Origin of the sequence: Clostridium folliculivorans, assembly GCF_024341905.1 — a bacterium.
GTDB classification, from domain to species: domain Bacteria; phylum Bacillota; class Clostridia; order Clostridiales; family Clostridiaceae; genus Clostridium_AR; species Clostridium_AR folliculivorans.
Genome location: NZ_BQXY01000002.1, coordinates 677672 through 695578 on the forward strand (window position 1 = coordinate 677672; position 17907 = coordinate 695578).

Consider the following 17907-nt stretch of genomic DNA (forward strand, 5'->3'; position numbering starts at 1 on the left):
TTGTTTACTCACCAATGATTTTCATAGCATCTTCTGTATCGATCGCAGTCATTTCTACCCAGGCGGTTTTATAGCCACACTTAACAGCGTTACTTTTTGATGCAATATTGGACCACGCAGTGCAGTAAAATGGTACCTTGCCGCATTTAATGATTTCGTCTGTCAAAATCTTGGTAAGTGTTGATGCAACGCCTATTCGTCTAAATTCAGGTAAGACATCAATACCTATCTGCCACATCGTATCACAGTCATTACTTGCACCTGCTACACCAGCTATTTTTCCATCTACAAATCCTACTACTGCCAACACGTCCTTTTTATCACTATCAGAGTTATATCCTAGCGCCATATGAAATCTATCATCTTCATACAATGCTGGAATCTCGTCTTCTGAAAATACTTTCACTTCAATATTTTCATTAATTAATACCTTCTTTTCTAAATCAGGAAGAAAGAACTCTGCGATAAAGCATACACATTTACCGTATTTTCCGAACTCTTTATTTAATACAATTAACTGCGGTGTATCAAAACACCTATACTCAGAATGCCTACTAACAAAGACTTCCATAAACTCTTTTATTCTTTCGTCCACTGAGGCAACTAATCCTTCACCATAATAAGCTAATCCACAAAACATTGGTTTTTTGTAACACTTTTTTCTTCCTTCATTTAGTTTTGATGTTACCACTGTACTTCCTTTACTCATGAAATCAGTAGCTTTGCAGTTTAAATCTATTGCCGATTGTTCCATAGCTATCTTCCATATATCTTTATTAATCATATAATATTTCCTTTCAGCACACTTTGCATCATTTTTTATGCAATTAACTTATTTTAAAACTCACTATAATTCCACTTGAAAGCTGATTTTTTCTTTATTTTCCCACAGCCATAACAAAGTTTTTGCAGCTCCTTTAGTACCAGCTGTATCATTGTTGTTATCAAAATATGCAACAAAAAGCATTTCGATAGCAAACATCATAACTGGGATAGCTTTTTTCTCATCAGAGCTTAGTGGGGTTATTGAGTTATAACCCTTAACTATTTTATTTAATATTTCAAACCATTTCGCTGTTTTCTGATTGTCATCAGTATTATCAATTAAAAAACTCAATGACATATAGCATAGATCAAAAACACGTGCATTGATTTGACTTAAATCAAAATCTATATAACCTGTCAGCATGTTATTCTTAAACAACATATTTCCTGGATGTATGTCTCTATGTATTAACTGACGAGGCAAATTTGGATATACTTCTTTTAATTCCGAAACACATTGCTTTAAAATATCATCTGGTATTAAAGTAATATTTTTATCCTCGAATGTCTTAGATACCCAGCCAACAATCTCATCATAAAAGTTATTATCATAACAGGAAATCTTGGCTTCACATGCTTTGAATGCTATATGAAGTCTACCAATTACTTGTCCAATTAAATATGCTAATTCAGAATAATTCTGCTGGTAAATATCAGTTAAATGCTCTCCATCTATTTTTTTGCTTATAAAAAAATATGATTTATCCTCAACTATATATTCTAATCCATCCATGGTCTTTATCACTGTAGCTACTGGTATGTTTTGCTCTGATAGAGCGTTAATCATCAATAAATTTCTATGCATTTCATCAATATTTTTGCCAGTTTTTAAGATATACTTGTCACCAATTTGCCAAGCAGAACTATAAATTTGCTTAATTGGTTCATTTGAAAGATTCCAACACTCTAAAACCTGATTTATCTCCATCTATTTACCTCTTTTACCTATAATATTATCCTTGATTTTAAATTATTATTTTACGATAAATTTAAATACCAAACTTTAAGGTTCCAATCTTCTACTACGACTCATCATATTTGCACTTCTGTATGTTCATTCAAATATTTTTTAAACTCCATAAAACCATCTTTTGTTGTGCTCCAATGTATGAATTTCATATTTAACTTTTCAGTTTCTTCAGGAAATCCAAAGCTGTCATCCATATATATAACTTCACTTGGATCAACACCTATTCTTTTACATGCAATTTTATATATTTCTGGTTGTGGCTTCTCTACTCCCTCTATTTCTGAATTAACAAAATCCATAAATTCAGAGTAACCATAATATTGGTCCCAATACTTAAAGGTTGCTTTTGGTCCATTGTTAACTACACACATTTTGAAGTATTTCTTTAATACCGGTAACATTTCCCACAATGGTTCATACTTTTTATATGATGTAACTATTTCTATAATCTCGTCTTCTTCAGCGGTATTTTGTAAAAGCATATTATATATACTTTTTATTGTCTCATCATTATTGCTATTATTCTCAACTAGCACCCCATGCCAGTCAAATAGTATCCCCTTTATCATAGATATTCCCCTTATATGTATGTTTGTGATAATTTGAAGCTATTGATTTCTCACTTGTAATTATATCATTAATTTCCAGTTACCCCCACATAATTAGTAGACATTTTAATCTTTTCCACTGATTTTTCACTTTTCAAATATCCTAATTCTTAATCTTAAGTCTAAAATGTAAGTATAGAGTTCTTTTACGGAAATTTAATTTATACTGGTCCTACGAATCTTTATTTGGATAAACTTCAGTAGAAAATAGCTTGTCTGTATTTTTATATTACAACTTAAAAACACCCCACAATTCAGTTGCGAATAATGAGGTGTTTTAGATAAATATTCTATTTTATCTATTGTGTGGTTTTATATGAATATTCAGTATTAAATCTTTATAATATCCATATACATAAGGGCGTGAAATAAAGATGAAACATGTAGTGCTTGTAAAAAATCATTGTTTTTAAGACTTTTGATTACTTCATTCATGGGTTTTAGTATAACTCTAATTTCTTCTGTTTCATCTAGATTAATATCTTTAGTTAACTCAACATCCAAGGCAAGGAAACAATAAGTAAGGTTATTATGGTTTGCTGGATTAGCAGATATAGTACATATATGAATAAATTTTTCACCTGTATAGCCTGTTTCTTCAGCCAATTCTCGCTTAATTGCTTCAACAGGGGATTTATCTGATAGCTCCATTCCACCTGATGGTAGTTCCACAAGTGTCTTTTGGCATCCATGCCGATATTGTTCCACTAAAACAACTTCTTTTTGTTTAGTTATTGCTACAACATTTACCCATGTTGGATATTCGTATACGTAATACGGAGTAACAATCTTACCATTTGGCATTTTACATGTATCAGCCCTCAAAGAAATCCATTTATCCTTAATAATATGTTCAGATTTCAATAATTTCCAGTTAAAACTTTGCATATATCTCCCCTCTCCATTACATTCTAATTATTCAATAATATTTACTTACGGTATTTTACTACTCCTACATAGCCTATATCTCACCTATAGATTATGTATACATACTATCCACGGTTACCACTTTCAAACTTTAATGTCTATTAATTTTATGCTTGTCTTCGTACTTTTTATAATCTTTGTATCACACTAAAAGTATATCCTTAGATAAAAGTATGTGTTCCATAATATGTCCAATATTGCCCTCTCCTGCGAATCTTGAAATATCGAAGAAATCTTCACGAATCAACTTTTCCATGATGTCTTCGCAGTTTGCTCTCTTTATAGCATTTAACAAATAAAACGGATTACCACCGTTTATTTCAATAACATCATAATTTAACAATACCTCTGGCCTTTGAAAATCAAAATCAAAGTAATCTACAAGTAAACCTAATGACTTTAATTCTTCAGTCAACTGTGGAATATGCCAGTCATTTTCTTTGAATTCGACAGATGCAGTTGTAACTATCACAGCTTTAGATAGAGAATCACAGTATTCCTTCATTTTTTTAATAATATTATCTGATGATAATCCATTAGAAGTTAAAATCAACATACCCTCACCCCATATAATAGAAATAGAACGTTTTTACAATAAGGCTGTGTAACTAAATAATTGAATTAAATAGCGATAATAAAATCATATATTTATGATCATATTATCGCACATCTTTAACAGTTAATTATCACTTGTATCAGAATGAATTAATAAACTCTAATATAAGACTTCTAAGTATCTTTATAGTTTTTTAGAATCATTTATTGACTTATCTATCAATTCAATTAAATCACTACTTACACTCCAATAATATCCACTACTGTCTAGCATTATTCCATCATTATCATCCTTCCAAAATGAACCTCCATAGGTGTAATTATTCTTTGTTTGTATCATTAGTTTCGTATATTTCATAGTTTTCTCTTTAGGAGGAAAATTATTTAGCTCAATTTTATTAAGTTTTTTCATATTAGATACTTCCTGAGATAATTCAGATACCAACTTTGGATTTGTTATAATATAATTGTTATCCTTAGTGTTTATTAATACGTCTTTCAATTCATTTTTAGAAATATTGAACTGCCATATTGAAATATGAGTGTTAGAATAATAAATAAATCCTATAAAAACTAAAGCTATGGACATTGCCATTGATACTCTTAATATTATTTTATTTTTCACTATATCACCCCTATTAATATTAAATTAGCTATATCATTAAAATATTACATAACTACTTGGTATTCTTATAATCTTTATTTAATTTTCTCCAATCAGATTTGATTTGAGGAAGCTTTTCTTATCAGAGAATCATAACCAAAAAATCAACATTGCCACTATCAGATGATCTTTCAAAAGAACTAACTTTTTTAAATCCACTTTTTTCATATACTCTTATTGCTCTTTCATTAAAGGCTGATACTGTTAAACGAATTTCTTTTGCAGATAGCTTATCTCTAGCAAAATCTAAACCACCCTTTAGAAATTCAAGTCCTAACCCAAGACCACACAAATCTGGGTTCATTCCTAAACCAATATCCGTAACATCTTTGCTAGCATAAACCCCAAATTTATTTCCTACTGGAACTTGAGCAGCTTCACCAAAACAATAGTAACCAACAAGATTGCTTTCTTTATCTAAAACCGAAAAATAACACCCATTAAGAAGTTCATCTTTGCAATTATCACTTCCGTCCATGCTATACATTGAATATGGTTCTTTATAAGCCCACTTTGATATTTGCCTTGCATAATCATAACTCATTTGTTGTATATTCAGTTTCATGTAAAATCCTCCGTAACTGCACAATCCATGCATAACCATGATTTGAAATATTGTGAATTAATACTATATATTTTATTTACAATTAGGTCTATAAATATTGGATTTCTACAATATCTCCAGGTGTTTTCTCCAAAAATACAGAATGGACATTGGGATTCTTCTTTTTCATCTTCTGGAAAGGTCAAATTACTCAACCAATTTAATATTTTTTCTTCCATACAAACCTCCGAGGTATCATAAAGGCTTAGAAGTAAATTAACACTTCATATTAAATCAGGATTTTGATGTGGATTCAAAATATAATTACCACTCTGACTTAATTACTTGTAATTATATCATTAGAAACCAATTTATTCCACAAAATGTATGGTTTACTGGGTCTCCAAATACACTTTTCCACCACACCATTTAAATCTCAAGATATTGTTCTTATATATTTCATGCCCCATTTTTCAATCTTGCAACGCAAAACACCGCAGAATTCAATTCATGAATAATGCGGTGTTCTCATATAACCATCATTAGGGTAATCACATTTACATATCAGATTACTAACTACTAAATTTAAGCACGGTACCTTAATAAACCCTATAATATAAGCTTCATTAAATTATCTGTCTGCTCATCATCACCTAATACGAAAATATGGGTATCAAACTTTTCAAATCCTAGCTTTTCATAAAATCTTATTGCATTTATATTATGTTCCCATACCCCTAGCCAAACATAATTTATGTTATTCTCTCTTCCAAGCTCTATAGCTTTTTGTATTAATCTCTTACCAATCTGCTTACCTTTGCACTGCTGCAATACATAAATTCTTTGCACTTCTAAGCTGTTTTCGTGACCTTCCTCTGTTTGTGCTTTGTCAAAATTCACTTTCATATATGCAACTACTTCTTCATTATTTTCCACTATGTAAAATCTTGAGCCGCTATTTTTCACTTCACTTTCAACTTGCTCATAAGAGAAATTTTCTCTTAAATAATTTTCCATATCTTCTTTTGAATTCTCATCAGAAAAAGTTTCATAGAAGGTTTTTTCACCTATATCTTTAATTTTTTCTATATCCATTAAATCACATTCTTTAATTAAAAAGTTTTCCATAAATTTTATTCCTCCAACTACTCTATTGTTACTTGTTTATTATTTATATCAAGAATTGAAGCTTTACATGTTCCGCCTAATTCCTCTTGCACTGTTTTTGCTAGATCTTTTAAAGCATTTTCAAACTCTTCTACTCTTTTTTCATCAGTGAGTTCAATGCACAAAAAAGCATTTCTTGTATCTTCAGTTAGCATAGTTCTTACTGATTCACGCCAGTTCCAGCACCTGCAAATAGCCCCCTCGTCATCTTTATATATTATCTCACCTTCATATGGAGATTCACTTTTATCCGTTCCTAAGGTAATAAAATCTTCATCACCAACTGCCTTAGTAAGTCTTATATCACCAACAAAGGTATCAATATCCTCTCCACCGCAAGGCAATGCATATCTTAAGGAAATACCATTATAAATATCAACTAAAGGATTGATAGTACCTAGGTGGTTTCCATTGTTCACTCTCTTAAGTAAAGCCTCAATAGATGATCTTGCTCATTTTTTGGTTTTGAACTTTTGAAATGCCTCTCTCCATACTTTTATAACCTCATTGCTGCTAAACTCTGGATTTTGCAAATATTTTAAAGCTTCCTTTTCGGAATTATAAATCATATCTTTATATTTATCTTCATCTTTTATGGAGTTAACTATATGGTGACATACGACAACTCCTATCTTAGCATTGGGAAATAGACTCCAAAAATCATCTTCTATCACAAAGTTTTTCATTATTTTGTTCCTCCTCATATCATTTGATTATTAATATTTATAAAGCAGTTTGAATAACTGATTTTTACTAACTTCATATATCTGCATAAAATATCTTGATAAATAACTGTAGGATCAAAAGCCATAGAATTATTTTAAATTCATGAAACTAGAATATCTATTCCGCTTTAGCAGATAAACCACATCAATCCTTAGCCTCAAAAAAAGAACTCGGTGAATCTACAAATCTTTATTTTGATAAATTCCAATAATAAGCAGCTTATCTATGCTTCCTGCAATAAAATTTCGATTATATAACCATTATCTTTTTGAGATAAGTATTAATCCACTTATGCATAATATAACACCTGCAATGGTTGTTAGAGAAATCTTCTCTTTATAAAGCAACAAACCTATTGGTATAAGCAAAATTGCCACAAAGGTATTTGACAAAAGACTTGCAGAACTTATATTCCATCCGGATCTATAAACTAATAAAAATCCCAACTCTATACCTACTACAGCTAGGCCTAAGAAAAAACTTGCCCAATTTGCATCTCCAAATGATTGAATTAAGTTTGTTTTAGGTGAAAGTATAAAGAAAGCTACAATAGATACAACTAATGCACAAGCATAGGTGATAATTAATGCAGCAATAGGATTTATATTTGCTGGCGTTGACTTTTGAAACAGATGATAACATAAGCTAGATAATATCACCAGCAAAATTGGGGTATACTGAAACCTCATACATATCACTCCTATCTTTTCTAACTTTTCAGCATTATTCTAAAATAAATAAAAATAAAAAAAGCCCAAGGAAATATTATTAAAATATCTCCCAGGCTTTTGTCCTTCCGTGTACACATTTAACTGTGCGTTTTCTCTCGGACCAGCCAGCTATACACTGCGGAACCCTAGAAAACTATAACATATAAAGTTTTTATAATTCATAAATTGCAACTTAATAAAATTAATTTAGCATAATACAAGCTTTACGTCAACTGAATATTTGATACCCAAACCAACATTATGCAAAATCACGTCAGACAATTAAAATAATAAGTTTCTGCGAATCCACATCTTGGAACCAGTCACAATTCATATAAGGAGTCTATAATCTTATTCATGACTTTAACCGTTTCGATAAAATTAGAACCTTTAGTAGATATCTGCCTAATACAGTAGCTATTACTACATTGAGTATAATTGGTATAAAAATTCTCATAGCTATAATTATATTTAAATCATGAGCATACTGTATCGTCGGCAAAATAACCCCAACTGCAGCTATCGAAAAGGCAAAAATTAAAATATAACTATTTAAGTGTTCCAACTTTAACTTATTTAAAATCAAGATATATGTTATGATAATCACTATTTTTATAAAGCATAAAATCAGCATAACTCTTAAATCTCCAACTTGATTTTCTTCGACCCCTGGATCAACTGGCGATGTGAAAGTATAATAAAAAAAGACCTCCAAGAAATAAAATATGCTGCATAAGCTTAAAAATGTCGCTTTAACAAGGCCATTTGTTATCTTTTTCATAGATCCCCCTAAAATTAATTACTCTTAACTTAAATCAAAACCTGCTTCTTTACAAAAACATTTCATAGAATCAGCCCTCTTTCCTAACTATAATCTTTAAAGGCATAGTATCTAAATCTTCTTTAATTTTGTACAAACTTATAGCTAAGTGGATATGAACAATCCTGCTTCTTTAGGAATATTGATAGCTCCATCTTTTTGTCTTATAGCTTCGAAATAATCATAGAAGCCATTTAAATCATTCTCAGAATAAGTTGCTATAGTGACTGTAGATTCTAACCAATCTATTAAATCCTGCGTTTCAGTGATAGACAGCGAATCTTCATAATCATACCTTTGAACATCATCGAAATACTTTTCTAATAAATTTTGTCCATTTTGTAGAGTAAACGAGAGTTCTTTTGTGAAAGAATTTAGGTTTGGGTTAACCTTATTAAAAGCATCACGTAGGTAAGTTCTCATGCCTCCGTCACCGTTGGTTGCAGCATAGAATTTGCCGCCACTTCTTAATACTCTTTTTACTTCAGAAAGGGCCTTTGGTAAATCCGGAACATGATACAACATGTGGTTAGCTATGATAACATCAAAACAATTATCAGGAAAAGGGATATTCTGAATATCTAACTTTTGTACCAAAGTATTCTTATGATCAGAATATTTGTCCCAAACAACTTTTACCATACCTTCTGAAAAATCCGATAAAATAAGGGTACAGTTTTCTGGTAATGTATTAATCCGACTCTCCCATTGTGTGCCGTTTCCGCATCCTAATTCAAGTATTCGATAGCCTTTATAAAATTTATATTGCTCAAAAAGCCAAGGTACAAAGCCTTGCTTATTTGTACTATGTTTAACATGCAGATTAGTTCTTTTTGCCAGGTTGTTCCCATCCTTGTATTGTTCTTTGACATTTTCAACCTTATCCATTATTGACATGATTACACCTCCCTTAATACTAAAACTTCATTATTAACTTTTGGGTCTTTTAAAAACCCATTTCTCCTCAGTAGTTGCCCCAGAGTTATTTTCTCCCCATGCTGAACACTCAGCCACTACGTTTACAAGCTCCCACCCCTCTTCTCCGAGTTTTGGCAGCATTGCCTCCATATCCTTATCCCACTTATAATCTGAAAAGAATCCAATACTCCTGCTACAATTAATTATTTTGTATTCCCACTTTTGCATACCCTTCCTACTTATTACTCCCATCATACAATTTATAAGATTTAAACTTTGATCAACTTGAATTATTTTACTAAAATATTATAATATACAAAATTATAGCATATGCTATCTCCAAAATAATACAATTTAGTTACATAAAAGCATTTCTAATAGAATTGTTAAAACTTATATTAAATAACTTAATTATCTTATCAGCTGAACAGATAGTTTACTTAACTGTTTAACATCAAATAAAGCTCACTATTCATATACGACTTTCTAAATTGTTCTTGAATTAAGACGTAAAAAACACCACATAATTTAACTTTTAATAATGCGGTGTTCTAGAAATATATCATATCCTATTTATTTTATAAATCTTCTTTTAATCTTTAGTTTGAAGCTCTTCTTTTGAAAAATAACCTGCTTGCGTAAAATGATTCAATGTAGTAACTTCATTTAAATACCCTTTTATTTCATACTGAAGCCTAGTAACATCAATATTTTTATTATCTTTATAACTTTCCAAAGGGATAAAACAAAATAGTAGCACCTCTTCATTTGGCTTAATATCTAATTTATTCCCTGTTGTTTCGAATTTAGCTTCACTTGCTTTTGCACTATTATTCTCAGTAATTGTATAACTAACATATAGTGAATTTTGTTTTATTACATAGCTGCTATTATTCTTTAGAGTTATTGAATATGCGATACCTGATGGCATATGTTGTATAGTTTTTATATGGATGCTTGCCCATGTGCTACTAGAATAATCAATTGACTTACTATCTTTTTTTGTATTATTACCTATAACAAATCCAACATAAGCTGATATTATAATACATAAGATAAATAAACAGCTTAATATAATATTTCTTCTTTTCATTTTAATCCTCAATCGTTTTTTTAATATTTTCCATTTGAGTTACATGCTATTTTTATAAAATCTATTTTATAATCCTTTAATATCTTTAGCAAAACTATCTCTTTCTTCTTGACTTTCAAAAATATTGAACCAATCACATATTTCTATGGCAAAATCAATAAAGGCTATTCCTTGGGCGGTTATAATATTCCCATCTCTTACAACTCTTTTTTTAACTAAGTTTTCTCTTGGAAAAGGGTCTTTTTCTCCAAAAACTTCAATATGTTTTTCAGTCCATTCAACAGCAGGGGTAGTGTACTTTACATTATCAAGAATACCCGCTTTTGCTAGAAAAATTGTACCTGCACCACAAATACCAGCTATTAATTTTCCTTTTGAATGCAAATTGTTAATTAATTTTATTAGTTCACGTCTTGTGTCTCCATACCATCCTCCACAAATAATTAACCCTTCTACCTCTTCGTTTAATACATCCTTAACCAATGCTTTTGGTTTGTATAAAAATCCAGAACGGCTTTTAATTATTTTATCTTCATATGCAATCGTAATTATTTCTTTTCCTTCGCCTGCGCCCAATATGTGAGTAATAAATGTTATTTCATAATCTGTCATTCCATCAAAAATAAACACTAATATTTTTCCCATGCAATATCCCTCCCCACTTTGATTTCTTACATCTAATCTAACAATTTCTATTTTCAAAATGATTTATGAAACTCATTAACCTCTTCACTATTTTTACTATCATCATAAATATCTGCTTCATAGTATTTACCGTTTCATACATCAGAAAATTATACTTTCATTAGTTTAATTCATATATCAGCTCAATTTTGTCCAAAAATAAACTTAGCTTTTTTGTATGTATATATTTTTATAGTATAAGCTTCTGTATTAAATAAATGTTGGTATTTTATAGCTTGTACTTTTAGGCACCAGTACCAACATTTATTTAATACATACCACTAGGCTTTTTCTTTAGATGGAATATAACTATTACGAAGCGATACATCCGTAATTTCATCCATTAATTTTCAATATTAAGGACTCTCCTAATTGTTCAATTTTCTCTATTTACCAACTCAGCGTTTCTATTAAGTATCCCTCTATACATACGTGTAATTAAGACTTAATAGCCAAATACAAATCTATTGTATCAGAAAGGCCAAACTTTCCTCCATTGCTGTCGATTGCTTCCTTTATTTCTTTAGCAAATTGTATTCTTACACTCTCAGGTAATGCTATTTGGTCGCAATAAGTACTGATTAGCGATACGTAACTTTCTGAATCATATATTAGTGTTTGATGATAACACTTATATACCACATCTGAAAATCCAAATTCTTTAATCCAATTAGCATGTTCTAGGCATCTTTCTTTGTTGTGCGGTGTTGGCGGATTCATGGAAATCAAGACTCTTTTATACCCTTCATGGACCTTATCTAAACTTATCCTTGGATCAGTGTAAAAATCATTTCTGTATTTATCGTATACTTTGTCCATTGCAGCAGCTACAGCTGCAAATTCCTCTTCTTGATAAAGTGAATGACTAAACTTTGCAAATACTCCGCCACTTTTTAACAGCTGATAAACTTTTGGGTAGCCTATTTCTGGAGTTATCCATTGAAAAGCACTGGCAGAATAAATTAAATCATATGAATTATTTTCAAGGATAATACTTTCAAAATCATCATTTATCACATCAAAGTTTTCAAACTCAGAGAACTTCTCCTTTGTAAACGCTGCCATCTTGCTGCCTAGTTCGATAGCCGTTACCCTGCAACCAGTCTTCAAAAAAGGTGATGTAGCTTGACCCGTACCAATACCAATTTCAAGTGCATTTTTGCTACTGTCTAAGTCTGTATATTTTATAACATCCTCAAACAGTTCCTCAACATACAATGGCCTCATTCTATCATACTCAGACGCAACTTCGTTAAATGTAAGTCTTAAATCCATTTTTACACCTCCAAAATATAAATTATAGATAGTTTGTAGTTACTTACCATTACAAATAATCCACTGGTAATTATAGCATATAATTTAAACTTATTTCCATAAACAGAGATGTTTTTTATTAGAAAAACTAATATATAGTAGCTTCAATAACCATTTTGTTTTATCTGTTCTGTTATATAATAAAAATCTTGTTAGGTTAATAAAAAAATTGAGAAGTAATCATCCTCTAAGTGTTGAAACAAGTATTGTCTTATATGCTTATCCCCCTAAAACATCTTTTGATGTGCATTAAATGCCCCCACCTTATATGCTCATTTAATTTATTTTGACAAATTGAAATTTATCTAAATGATTTATCAAACTTCATAACATCTTCACGATTTTTACTATCGTCATAAATATCTGACTCATAGTATTTACCGCCCCTTACATCAGCAAGATATCCTTTAACTAGTTCCATTGCCATAAATGCTGGGTAATTCTCCCCATTACAGTCTGTTACACCATATTCAGCAGCTTCAACAAATCCAAACTGTGGATAGTATTCTGGGCGCCCAAAAAATATAATTGCACCATAGCCAAGACTTTTGGCATTATTAATCATAGAGTTTATAAGCGCTTTTCCCACTCCCAGACGCTGATACTTTGGAAGTACACTGATTGGTCCAAAATTAAGTACATGTATGATCCTTCCGTCAGGTATTTCAATACGAGCATTGCTGCAAATAATATGTCCAACTATCTGACCGTCTGCTTCAGCTACAAGACTTAATTCTTTTATACCATCTCGTTTACGCAATTCATTTACCATCCAATGCTCATACGGAGAACCAATTCCTCCTCGCTCGATTCTTCCAGGATAGGAAAATGCCTCTCTTGTGATCTCTTCCACTCTACGATAATCATTTAATTCTTCATTTCTTACCACTATATCCATTACAAAACACCCCATTAAACTTTTATATCTCTTATTTTTATTTGATTAAGTATTTGTTGCCTACATAAAAAATGTTGTAACTTAATAAATATACTTATCATTATTTTTTTCTTTTTATTATTATTGTTAAAACTAAAGCAATAACACAGATTACTGCAATTATTGCTTGTTCCATATCCAAAAAGATCACCTCACAATAAATTACCATCGCTATCTTTTCAGGTAGTAAACATGCTTTTTATATCATTTACTAATCCTTGTATTTATCAATACACCCAAACCGCCTAAAATTGATAATACACAGCCCAATGTTCGATATTTTATTATAGATTGTTCCAGATAAATCAAATAATAGCTAGTGTCCATACTTCCTCCATGAGCCTTCATAATGATCGCCATTTCTGTATCGGCTAGACTTGTACTACTGATTAAAATTATTATTCCTATAACAAATATAGCTCCGAAAATTAATGTTCTTCCTGTTAATCCAATTATATTTGGCATCTTTTTAGCAGGTACATTTTCACCATTTGCCTCAGGTACATGAACTAATTCACAGTCACAATCATTGCAGACCGTATACCCCTCTTCATATTCACATTTACATTTTGGACATACTAACATAATCACACCTCCATAAGCATATATACTGTTAACTAAAACTTCATGTTAGAATACTTTTCAGGCTTTTTAAATAATTAATGGTAGATATATTAGATAAGGTAGCTTATTTACTATTAGTTATCTAAACTCTGTTCATAGCAACTCACGAAGCCTGGAGAAATTTTTTCTATTTGCATTTCTATATTTTCACCATTTATAAAGCCAGATTTGAACTTTTGTGATAGCCAAAGATTGTAGTTTACAGGTACTGATCTCTCTTGAATTAGTAAATTAAAAATAATAAGTGAAAGCGGCATACAGCCTCCATATCTTTGTTTTGCTGTTTCAATAATGTAGTCACATGTAGCTAATCCGTTTACTACAGCTAAATAATACTCTGCTGCTACTACAAATTGCTCCTCTTCAGCTCCAGAATATTTTTCAACTAAGGTATTGTAAGTTTTCTTAAGAAAATCATCTTTACTAACAAGTTCATTTAAGATATTAATTGTTTCATTATTTGAAAAGCCGTGCATTAATTCATGTACAATAATCTGAACAAACATTTTACCATCTACAAAGTCTGATAAACAGCTGCTTAAAAAGCTTTTATTATAAAGACTGAAGCATACTGGATGACTGAAGAAAGATACAAATATATTAACGTCATCAATTCTATCTTCATTCCTTAATTTTATTATGTCTCCAAAAAGATTATCCAAATTGTATTGGCTAATTTTACCTCTCAGTTTCACACATTCTTCTTCAATTATAGGTAATGCCTCATCAACCCAGGTTTTATAAAATTTTATATTTTCCAAGGCTTCTAGGAACTTAATATACCCATCAGTTCCTCCATCTTGAAGCCATTTAATCGTATAATTAGCATCATTAAGTAAGAAATCATCATTCTTTAATCGTTCATTTACCACTGGGTATAAATTTTTAGGATGTTTTAGAATCGCTATAAGGTCTTTTATGGTTAACTTATCTATATCTTCATTATCAGTAAAACAACTAAGTACCATGCACATTGAAGACATGCTAGGACCACTTAGATTGAAGTCATCTATGTTATACTTTTCTAACTCTTTATTAGTTTTATAAATTAAGTCTTTTTGATCTTCTAAGTAATATTCCCCAAGCTCGAAAAATCTTTGTCCAGCATAACATAATAGGTCATAAATAAAGCAGGGCTTAATTAAGACTGCCATTGTATTAACCTCTCTTTATATATTTAATTTCAATATTATTCTTAAACATAATCTTAATGTAAAATCATATACTAAATAAATATTGACGGTATGAAATCAATTAAAGTGTGGGTAATTGACGAAGAAATGATGTTATTATCTCGAGTGTATATATAAACTAAATATAAGTGAATTACAAAAGTAAATATTAAATGAAATGAATCTTGTACTATAAAATCACCTAAAGGCATCCTTGCTCTAATAATCTGAAAAGGTATATGCATTAGAGCAAACATAATCCCTACAACCAGAATACTTAACCATTTGTTTTTTATTAGACCTTGAATTCTTGTTTGAATAAAGCCACGAAAACTAATTTCCTCAACTAGTGCAATCTCTATAAAAAAGTACATAAATGTAAAAAACAAATTAGTTAAACTTAGTATCTTTCCTTCTTGGTTAATTGCTCCTATTATTACTGGTAGATTAAAAGGTATTGAAAATATAATTCCAAGGAATATTGATTTTAAAATTTTGTCTTTTTTTAATCCTAAACTTCTCAAACCTTGCTTTCTTGCCTTAGCAAAAATAAAAACTGGAGCTAACTGCAAGATTACTATAGGTATATAGAAAATGAACCTATATATAATATCGTTACTTATATTAGAATAAGTTCTAAACTCCGAATAGATCCTCGTTTTAAATATCAGCAACCCAAATAGATAAAGAATCAACATATTATAAAAGAAATAGGCTATAGCTGCTATCCCATCTTTGGACCGAAAGTCTTTTACTTCTTCATCAAAACTTACTTTAAATATATTAGTTCTAGTAGATTTAATTTTAAGAGTACTATCCTTCTTTAACATATTAAACTCCTTTTAGATAAAAATAATTACCTCTTTTCCTTCTTCTTGAAATATTGATAAGACAAGATACATATAGGAATAAAATAAGCACACCAAAATTCTAAAGCTATAACTCCACTGGTATTTCCAGATTCAGTACCTCCATTAAATACGCCAAGTATTGGCATTACCACACAGGACACTGCAAAAACTCCATGAACTAACAGAAGTATTTTTAAGCATTTGTCCTTTTTGTTCTTAGCTTCTATGGAAAAAGCTATAAAAAATGTTGATAGAGCCATGAAAGCATAACCAAATAAATCGTAGTTGAAAAACAAGCTGCCAAGGTTCTTATAGTTTAATATTGCAAGAGCTTGTTCATTCAATTTAGTTAATCTAATAGTTGTTAACTGTGCAAAATAAACCAATCCAACTAGCACTGCATATACGGAAGAAAAGGCAATTGCTGTGTAAGCCGAAGCCTTATTTTCTTTAGTAGTAATTGCAGAAAAAGAACAAATCATAGGAACAAAGCCCCATGAAATAAAAAGACTAAAAAGGTAACCTCCTGCATCACTTCCTAAAAGCATTGACACTGCAAATCCAACCACTCCAATTAATGTTACTATTGCTGAATACATTCCTATTCGTTTATTCATAATTTCTCCTAACGCACAAGTATATAATATCCTTACATGTATTTATTTTACAATTGTAATTATATTACACTTATTACTATGATATCTATAGAAAACGAATTATTTCACAGTACTTTCATATAATTATTCAATGTATAAATAACATTCACTTATTTTAAACTTATTTTATTAATCTGAATTATCCTTGAATTGCAACGCAAAAAACACCGCAAAATTCATTTAGAATACTGCGATGCTTCAAGTAAACCAACAATTTTTAATTTACTCAATTATACGTAATAACTTAATTAACTTTGAGTATTTGACTTTATTGTACTCAAACTGAACAATTTGTCCTAAAAATCTTTAACTTTATATATATGAATATTCTAATATATAAAAATTTAGATATATGTATTTTCCCATTATTCCTTAATCTTCTTAATATAAGCTCAAAATCACAATGTTGAATAGCTTTATTTCTCTAATATATTTTTGTCTGTTTGCCTTATATCGAAGAAAAGTATGTAAAGATTTCAACTTTTATGATTAAATAATTTACATATTTAATATCTTAATTATGTTTATTATCGAACCAAGAAATGGTACTGATAAAATCAATCCACTTATTATAAGTGCACATACTGGCAATTTTTTCTTATAACCTTTTTTAGTAATTGCAATAATACCAAGTACAAAACTAACAAAAGATATCGCAAACATAAAATTCATAATAATATATGATATAGCCTGACTCTTATTGAAGCCTGTATTTATCGGTGCAGACAAATCCATAATAGTTTGTATAATAACATATATGATAGGTATAGACGCCAATAAAAATGATATAATTACATAGCTTTTCTATATAGTGGCTTATTCCTATACATTATCAGCGAACTATTGAATTTCAAAAAAATTTTTGGTGCATTTATTTTCAACGGCTTAGAATAAGTACATATCAATTTTTCACTTTAGTTTTCTTTAATCCCTCATAGAGATATCCTAATGCTCCAATAATAAAACCTATTGAACATAAAAAATATGCAAATTGACTAATTATAATTTGCTGTTTTAATCCTTGTATAATGAAGTAAATAGATAAAAGCATTAAAAGTATAGCCCTTATAACTTTGTTTATTCTCATTTAGATATTCTTCCTTTCTTTTAACGTAACTACTGATTTTATGATTAACATACAG

Annotated in this window: 22 protein-coding genes, 1 pseudogene and 1 riboswitch; all 23 genes and pseudogenes read right to left on the reverse strand. The window is 30.0% G+C overall.

Features of this window, described 5'->3' with window-relative positions:
- Positions 1 to 4 precede the first annotated feature (4 nt).
- The 23 genes and pseudogenes from OCU55_RS09535 to OCU55_RS09645 all read right to left on the reverse strand — a co-directional run bounded on the left by OCU55_RS09535 (position 5) and on the right by OCU55_RS09645 (position 17852).
- Positions 5 to 784, reverse strand: coding sequence for a GNAT family N-acetyltransferase (locus OCU55_RS09535; protein ID WP_261852071.1), 780 nt, complete (start codon positions 782 to 784; stop codon positions 5 to 7).
- Between the two features lie 63 nt (positions 785 to 847).
- Positions 848 to 1753: a phosphotransferase enzyme family protein gene (locus OCU55_RS09540; protein WP_261852072.1), complete on the reverse strand. Its 906-nt coding sequence runs from the start codon at positions 1751 to 1753 to the stop codon at positions 848 to 850.
- Positions 1754 to 1857: 104 nt separating this feature from the next.
- A complete protein-coding gene (locus OCU55_RS09545; RefSeq protein WP_261852073.1) occupies positions 1858 to 2364 on the reverse strand; it encodes an HAD family hydrolase in 507 nt (168 codons plus the stop codon).
- Between the two features lie 369 nt (positions 2365 to 2733).
- Positions 2734 to 3291, reverse strand: coding sequence for an NUDIX hydrolase (locus OCU55_RS09550; RefSeq protein ID WP_261852074.1), 558 nt, complete (start codon positions 3289 to 3291; stop codon positions 2734 to 2736).
- 181 nt (positions 3292 to 3472) lie between these two features.
- Complete coding sequence (locus tag OCU55_RS09555) at positions 3473 to 3886, reverse strand: Type 1 glutamine amidotransferase-like domain-containing protein (protein ID WP_261852075.1); 414 nt, start codon at positions 3884 to 3886, stop codon at positions 3473 to 3475.
- Between the two features lie 183 nt (positions 3887 to 4069).
- On the reverse strand, positions 4070 to 4510 hold the full coding sequence (locus OCU55_RS09560) for a hypothetical protein (RefSeq protein ID WP_261852076.1): 441 nt from the start codon (positions 4508 to 4510) through the stop codon (positions 4070 to 4072).
- A gap of 121 nt (positions 4511 to 4631) precedes the next feature.
- Complete coding sequence (locus OCU55_RS09565; protein ID WP_261852077.1) at positions 4632 to 5114, reverse strand: GNAT family N-acetyltransferase; 483 nt, start codon at positions 5112 to 5114, stop codon at positions 4632 to 4634.
- Positions 5111 to 5332, reverse strand: coding sequence for a hypothetical protein (locus OCU55_RS09570; protein WP_261852078.1), 222 nt, complete (start codon positions 5330 to 5332; stop codon positions 5111 to 5113). Before OCU55_RS09570 ends, OCU55_RS09565 begins: the two co-directional genes overlap by 4 nt.
- A gap of 370 nt (positions 5333 to 5702) precedes the next feature.
- Positions 5703 to 6221 carry a GNAT family N-acetyltransferase gene (locus tag OCU55_RS09575; RefSeq protein WP_261852079.1) on the reverse strand — a complete coding sequence of 173 codons (519 nt, stop codon included), beginning with the start codon at positions 6219 to 6221 and terminating at the stop codon, positions 5703 to 5705.
- A 17-nt stretch (positions 6222 to 6238) separates the two neighbouring features.
- Positions 6239 to 6946 (reverse strand): annotated as a pseudogene (locus OCU55_RS09580) (B3/B4 domain-containing protein).
- A 300-nt stretch (positions 6947 to 7246) separates the two neighbouring features.
- A complete protein-coding gene (locus OCU55_RS09585) occupies positions 7247 to 7675 on the reverse strand; it encodes an EamA family transporter (RefSeq protein ID WP_261852080.1) in 429 nt (142 codons plus the stop codon).
- Positions 7676 to 7761: 86 nt separating this feature from the next.
- Positions 7762 to 7857, reverse strand: a riboswitch (guanidine-I (ykkC/yxkD leader).
- Between the two features lie 194 nt (positions 7858 to 8051).
- Positions 8052 to 8477 carry a hypothetical protein gene (locus OCU55_RS09590; RefSeq protein WP_261852081.1) on the reverse strand — a complete coding sequence of 142 codons (426 nt, stop codon included), beginning with the start codon at positions 8475 to 8477 and terminating at the stop codon, positions 8052 to 8054.
- A 144-nt stretch (positions 8478 to 8621) separates the two neighbouring features.
- On the reverse strand, positions 8622 to 9413 hold the full coding sequence (locus OCU55_RS09595; protein WP_261852082.1) for a class I SAM-dependent methyltransferase: 792 nt from the start codon (positions 9411 to 9413) through the stop codon (positions 8622 to 8624).
- 33 nt (positions 9414 to 9446) lie between these two features.
- Positions 9447 to 9662, reverse strand: a complete 216-nt coding sequence (locus tag OCU55_RS09600; RefSeq protein ID WP_261852083.1) for a DUF4177 domain-containing protein — start codon at positions 9660 to 9662, stop codon at positions 9447 to 9449.
- A 364-nt stretch (positions 9663 to 10026) separates the two neighbouring features.
- Positions 10027 to 10527 carry a hypothetical protein gene (locus OCU55_RS09605; protein ID WP_261852084.1) on the reverse strand — a complete coding sequence of 167 codons (501 nt, stop codon included), beginning with the start codon at positions 10525 to 10527 and terminating at the stop codon, positions 10027 to 10029.
- A 66-nt stretch (positions 10528 to 10593) separates the two neighbouring features.
- On the reverse strand, positions 10594 to 11172 hold the full coding sequence (locus tag OCU55_RS09610) for a DJ-1/PfpI family protein (RefSeq protein ID WP_261852085.1): 579 nt from the start codon (positions 11170 to 11172) through the stop codon (positions 10594 to 10596).
- 477 nt (positions 11173 to 11649) lie between these two features.
- Positions 11650 to 12486 (reverse strand): class I SAM-dependent methyltransferase, encoded by an 837-nt coding sequence (locus OCU55_RS09615; RefSeq protein WP_261852086.1) that lies wholly within the window; start codon positions 12484 to 12486, stop codon positions 11650 to 11652.
- 340 nt (positions 12487 to 12826) lie between these two features.
- The gene (locus OCU55_RS09620) at positions 12827 to 13423 is read right to left on the reverse strand and encodes a GNAT family N-acetyltransferase (protein WP_261852087.1); all 597 of its coding nucleotides are present in this window, start codon (positions 13421 to 13423) and stop codon (positions 12827 to 12829) included.
- Positions 13424 to 13666: 243 nt separating this feature from the next.
- A complete protein-coding gene (locus tag OCU55_RS09625) occupies positions 13667 to 14047 on the reverse strand; it encodes a hypothetical protein (protein ID WP_261852088.1) in 381 nt (126 codons plus the stop codon).
- A gap of 113 nt (positions 14048 to 14160) precedes the next feature.
- Positions 14161 to 15240 carry a hypothetical protein gene (locus OCU55_RS09630; RefSeq protein WP_261852089.1) on the reverse strand — a complete coding sequence of 360 codons (1080 nt, stop codon included), beginning with the start codon at positions 15238 to 15240 and terminating at the stop codon, positions 14161 to 14163.
- A 71-nt stretch (positions 15241 to 15311) separates the two neighbouring features.
- The gene (locus OCU55_RS09635; protein ID WP_261852090.1) at positions 15312 to 16088 is read right to left on the reverse strand and encodes a CPBP family intramembrane glutamic endopeptidase; all 777 of its coding nucleotides are present in this window, start codon (positions 16086 to 16088) and stop codon (positions 15312 to 15314) included.
- A 26-nt stretch (positions 16089 to 16114) separates the two neighbouring features.
- Positions 16115 to 16726, reverse strand: a complete 612-nt coding sequence (locus OCU55_RS09640) for a hypothetical protein (RefSeq protein ID WP_261852091.1) — start codon at positions 16724 to 16726, stop codon at positions 16115 to 16117.
- Between the two features lie 940 nt (positions 16727 to 17666).
- Positions 17667 to 17852 (reverse strand): hypothetical protein, encoded by a 186-nt coding sequence (locus OCU55_RS09645; protein WP_261852092.1) that lies wholly within the window; start codon positions 17850 to 17852, stop codon positions 17667 to 17669.
- Positions 17853 to 17907 lie beyond the last annotated feature (55 nt).

What these genes read in the sequence shown, in the direction of transcription:
- OCU55_RS09535 (WP_261852071.1), bottom strand. Translation starts at nt 784, where the DNA reads ATGATTAATAAAGATATATGGAAGATAGCTATGGAACAATCGGCAATA.
- OCU55_RS09540 (WP_261852072.1), bottom strand. Translation starts at nt 1,753, where the DNA reads ATGGAGATAAATCAGGTTTTAGAGTGTTGGAATCTTTCAAATGAACCA.
- OCU55_RS09545 (WP_261852073.1), bottom strand. Translation starts at nt 2,364, where the DNA reads ATGATAAAGGGGATACTATTTGACTGGCATGGGGTGCTAGTTGAGAAT.
- OCU55_RS09550 (WP_261852074.1), bottom strand. Translation starts at nt 3,291, where the DNA reads ATGCAAAGTTTTAACTGGAAATTATTGAAATCTGAACATATTATTAAG.
- OCU55_RS09555 (WP_261852075.1), bottom strand. Translation starts at nt 3,886, where the DNA reads ATGTTGATTTTAACTTCTAATGGATTATCATCAGATAATATTATTAAA.
- OCU55_RS09565 (WP_261852077.1), bottom strand. Translation starts at nt 5,114, where the DNA reads ATGAAACTGAATATACAACAAATGAGTTATGATTATGCAAGGCAAATA.
- OCU55_RS09570 (WP_261852078.1), bottom strand. Translation starts at nt 5,332, where the DNA reads ATGGAAGAAAAAATATTAAATTGGTTGAGTAATTTGACCTTTCCAGAA.
- OCU55_RS09575 (WP_261852079.1), bottom strand. Translation starts at nt 6,221, where the DNA reads ATGGAAAACTTTTTAATTAAAGAATGTGATTTAATGGATATAGAAAAA.
- OCU55_RS09585 (WP_261852080.1), bottom strand. Translation starts at nt 7,675, where the DNA reads ATGAGGTTTCAGTATACCCCAATTTTGCTGGTGATATTATCTAGCTTA.
- OCU55_RS09590 (WP_261852081.1), bottom strand. Translation starts at nt 8,477, where the DNA reads ATGAAAAAGATAACAAATGGCCTTGTTAAAGCGACATTTTTAAGCTTA.
- OCU55_RS09595 (WP_261852082.1), bottom strand. Translation starts at nt 9,413, where the DNA reads ATGTCAATAATGGATAAGGTTGAAAATGTCAAAGAACAATACAAGGAT.
- OCU55_RS09600 (WP_261852083.1), bottom strand. Translation starts at nt 9,662, where the DNA reads ATGCAAAAGTGGGAATACAAAATAATTAATTGTAGCAGGAGTATTGGA.
- OCU55_RS09605 (WP_261852084.1), bottom strand. Translation starts at nt 10,527, where the DNA reads ATGAAAAGAAGAAATATTATATTAAGCTGTTTATTTATCTTATGTATT.
- OCU55_RS09610 (WP_261852085.1), bottom strand. Translation starts at nt 11,172, where the DNA reads ATGGGAAAAATATTAGTGTTTATTTTTGATGGAATGACAGATTATGAA.
- OCU55_RS09615 (WP_261852086.1), bottom strand. Translation starts at nt 12,486, where the DNA reads ATGGATTTAAGACTTACATTTAACGAAGTTGCGTCTGAGTATGATAGA.
- OCU55_RS09620 (WP_261852087.1), bottom strand. Translation starts at nt 13,423, where the DNA reads ATGGATATAGTGGTAAGAAATGAAGAATTAAATGATTATCGTAGAGTG.
- OCU55_RS09625 (WP_261852088.1), bottom strand. Translation starts at nt 14,047, where the DNA reads ATGTTAGTATGTCCAAAATGTAAATGTGAATATGAAGAGGGGTATACG.
- OCU55_RS09630 (WP_261852089.1), bottom strand. Translation starts at nt 15,240, where the DNA reads ATGGCAGTCTTAATTAAGCCCTGCTTTATTTATGACCTATTATGTTAT.
- OCU55_RS09635 (WP_261852090.1), bottom strand. Translation starts at nt 16,088, where the DNA reads ATGTTAAAGAAGGATAGTACTCTTAAAATTAAATCTACTAGAACTAAT.
- OCU55_RS09640 (WP_261852091.1), bottom strand. Translation starts at nt 16,726, where the DNA reads ATGAATAAACGAATAGGAATGTATTCAGCAATAGTAACATTAATTGGA.
- OCU55_RS09645 (WP_261852092.1), bottom strand. Translation starts at nt 17,852, where the DNA reads ATGAGAATAAACAAAGTTATAAGGGCTATACTTTTAATGCTTTTATCT.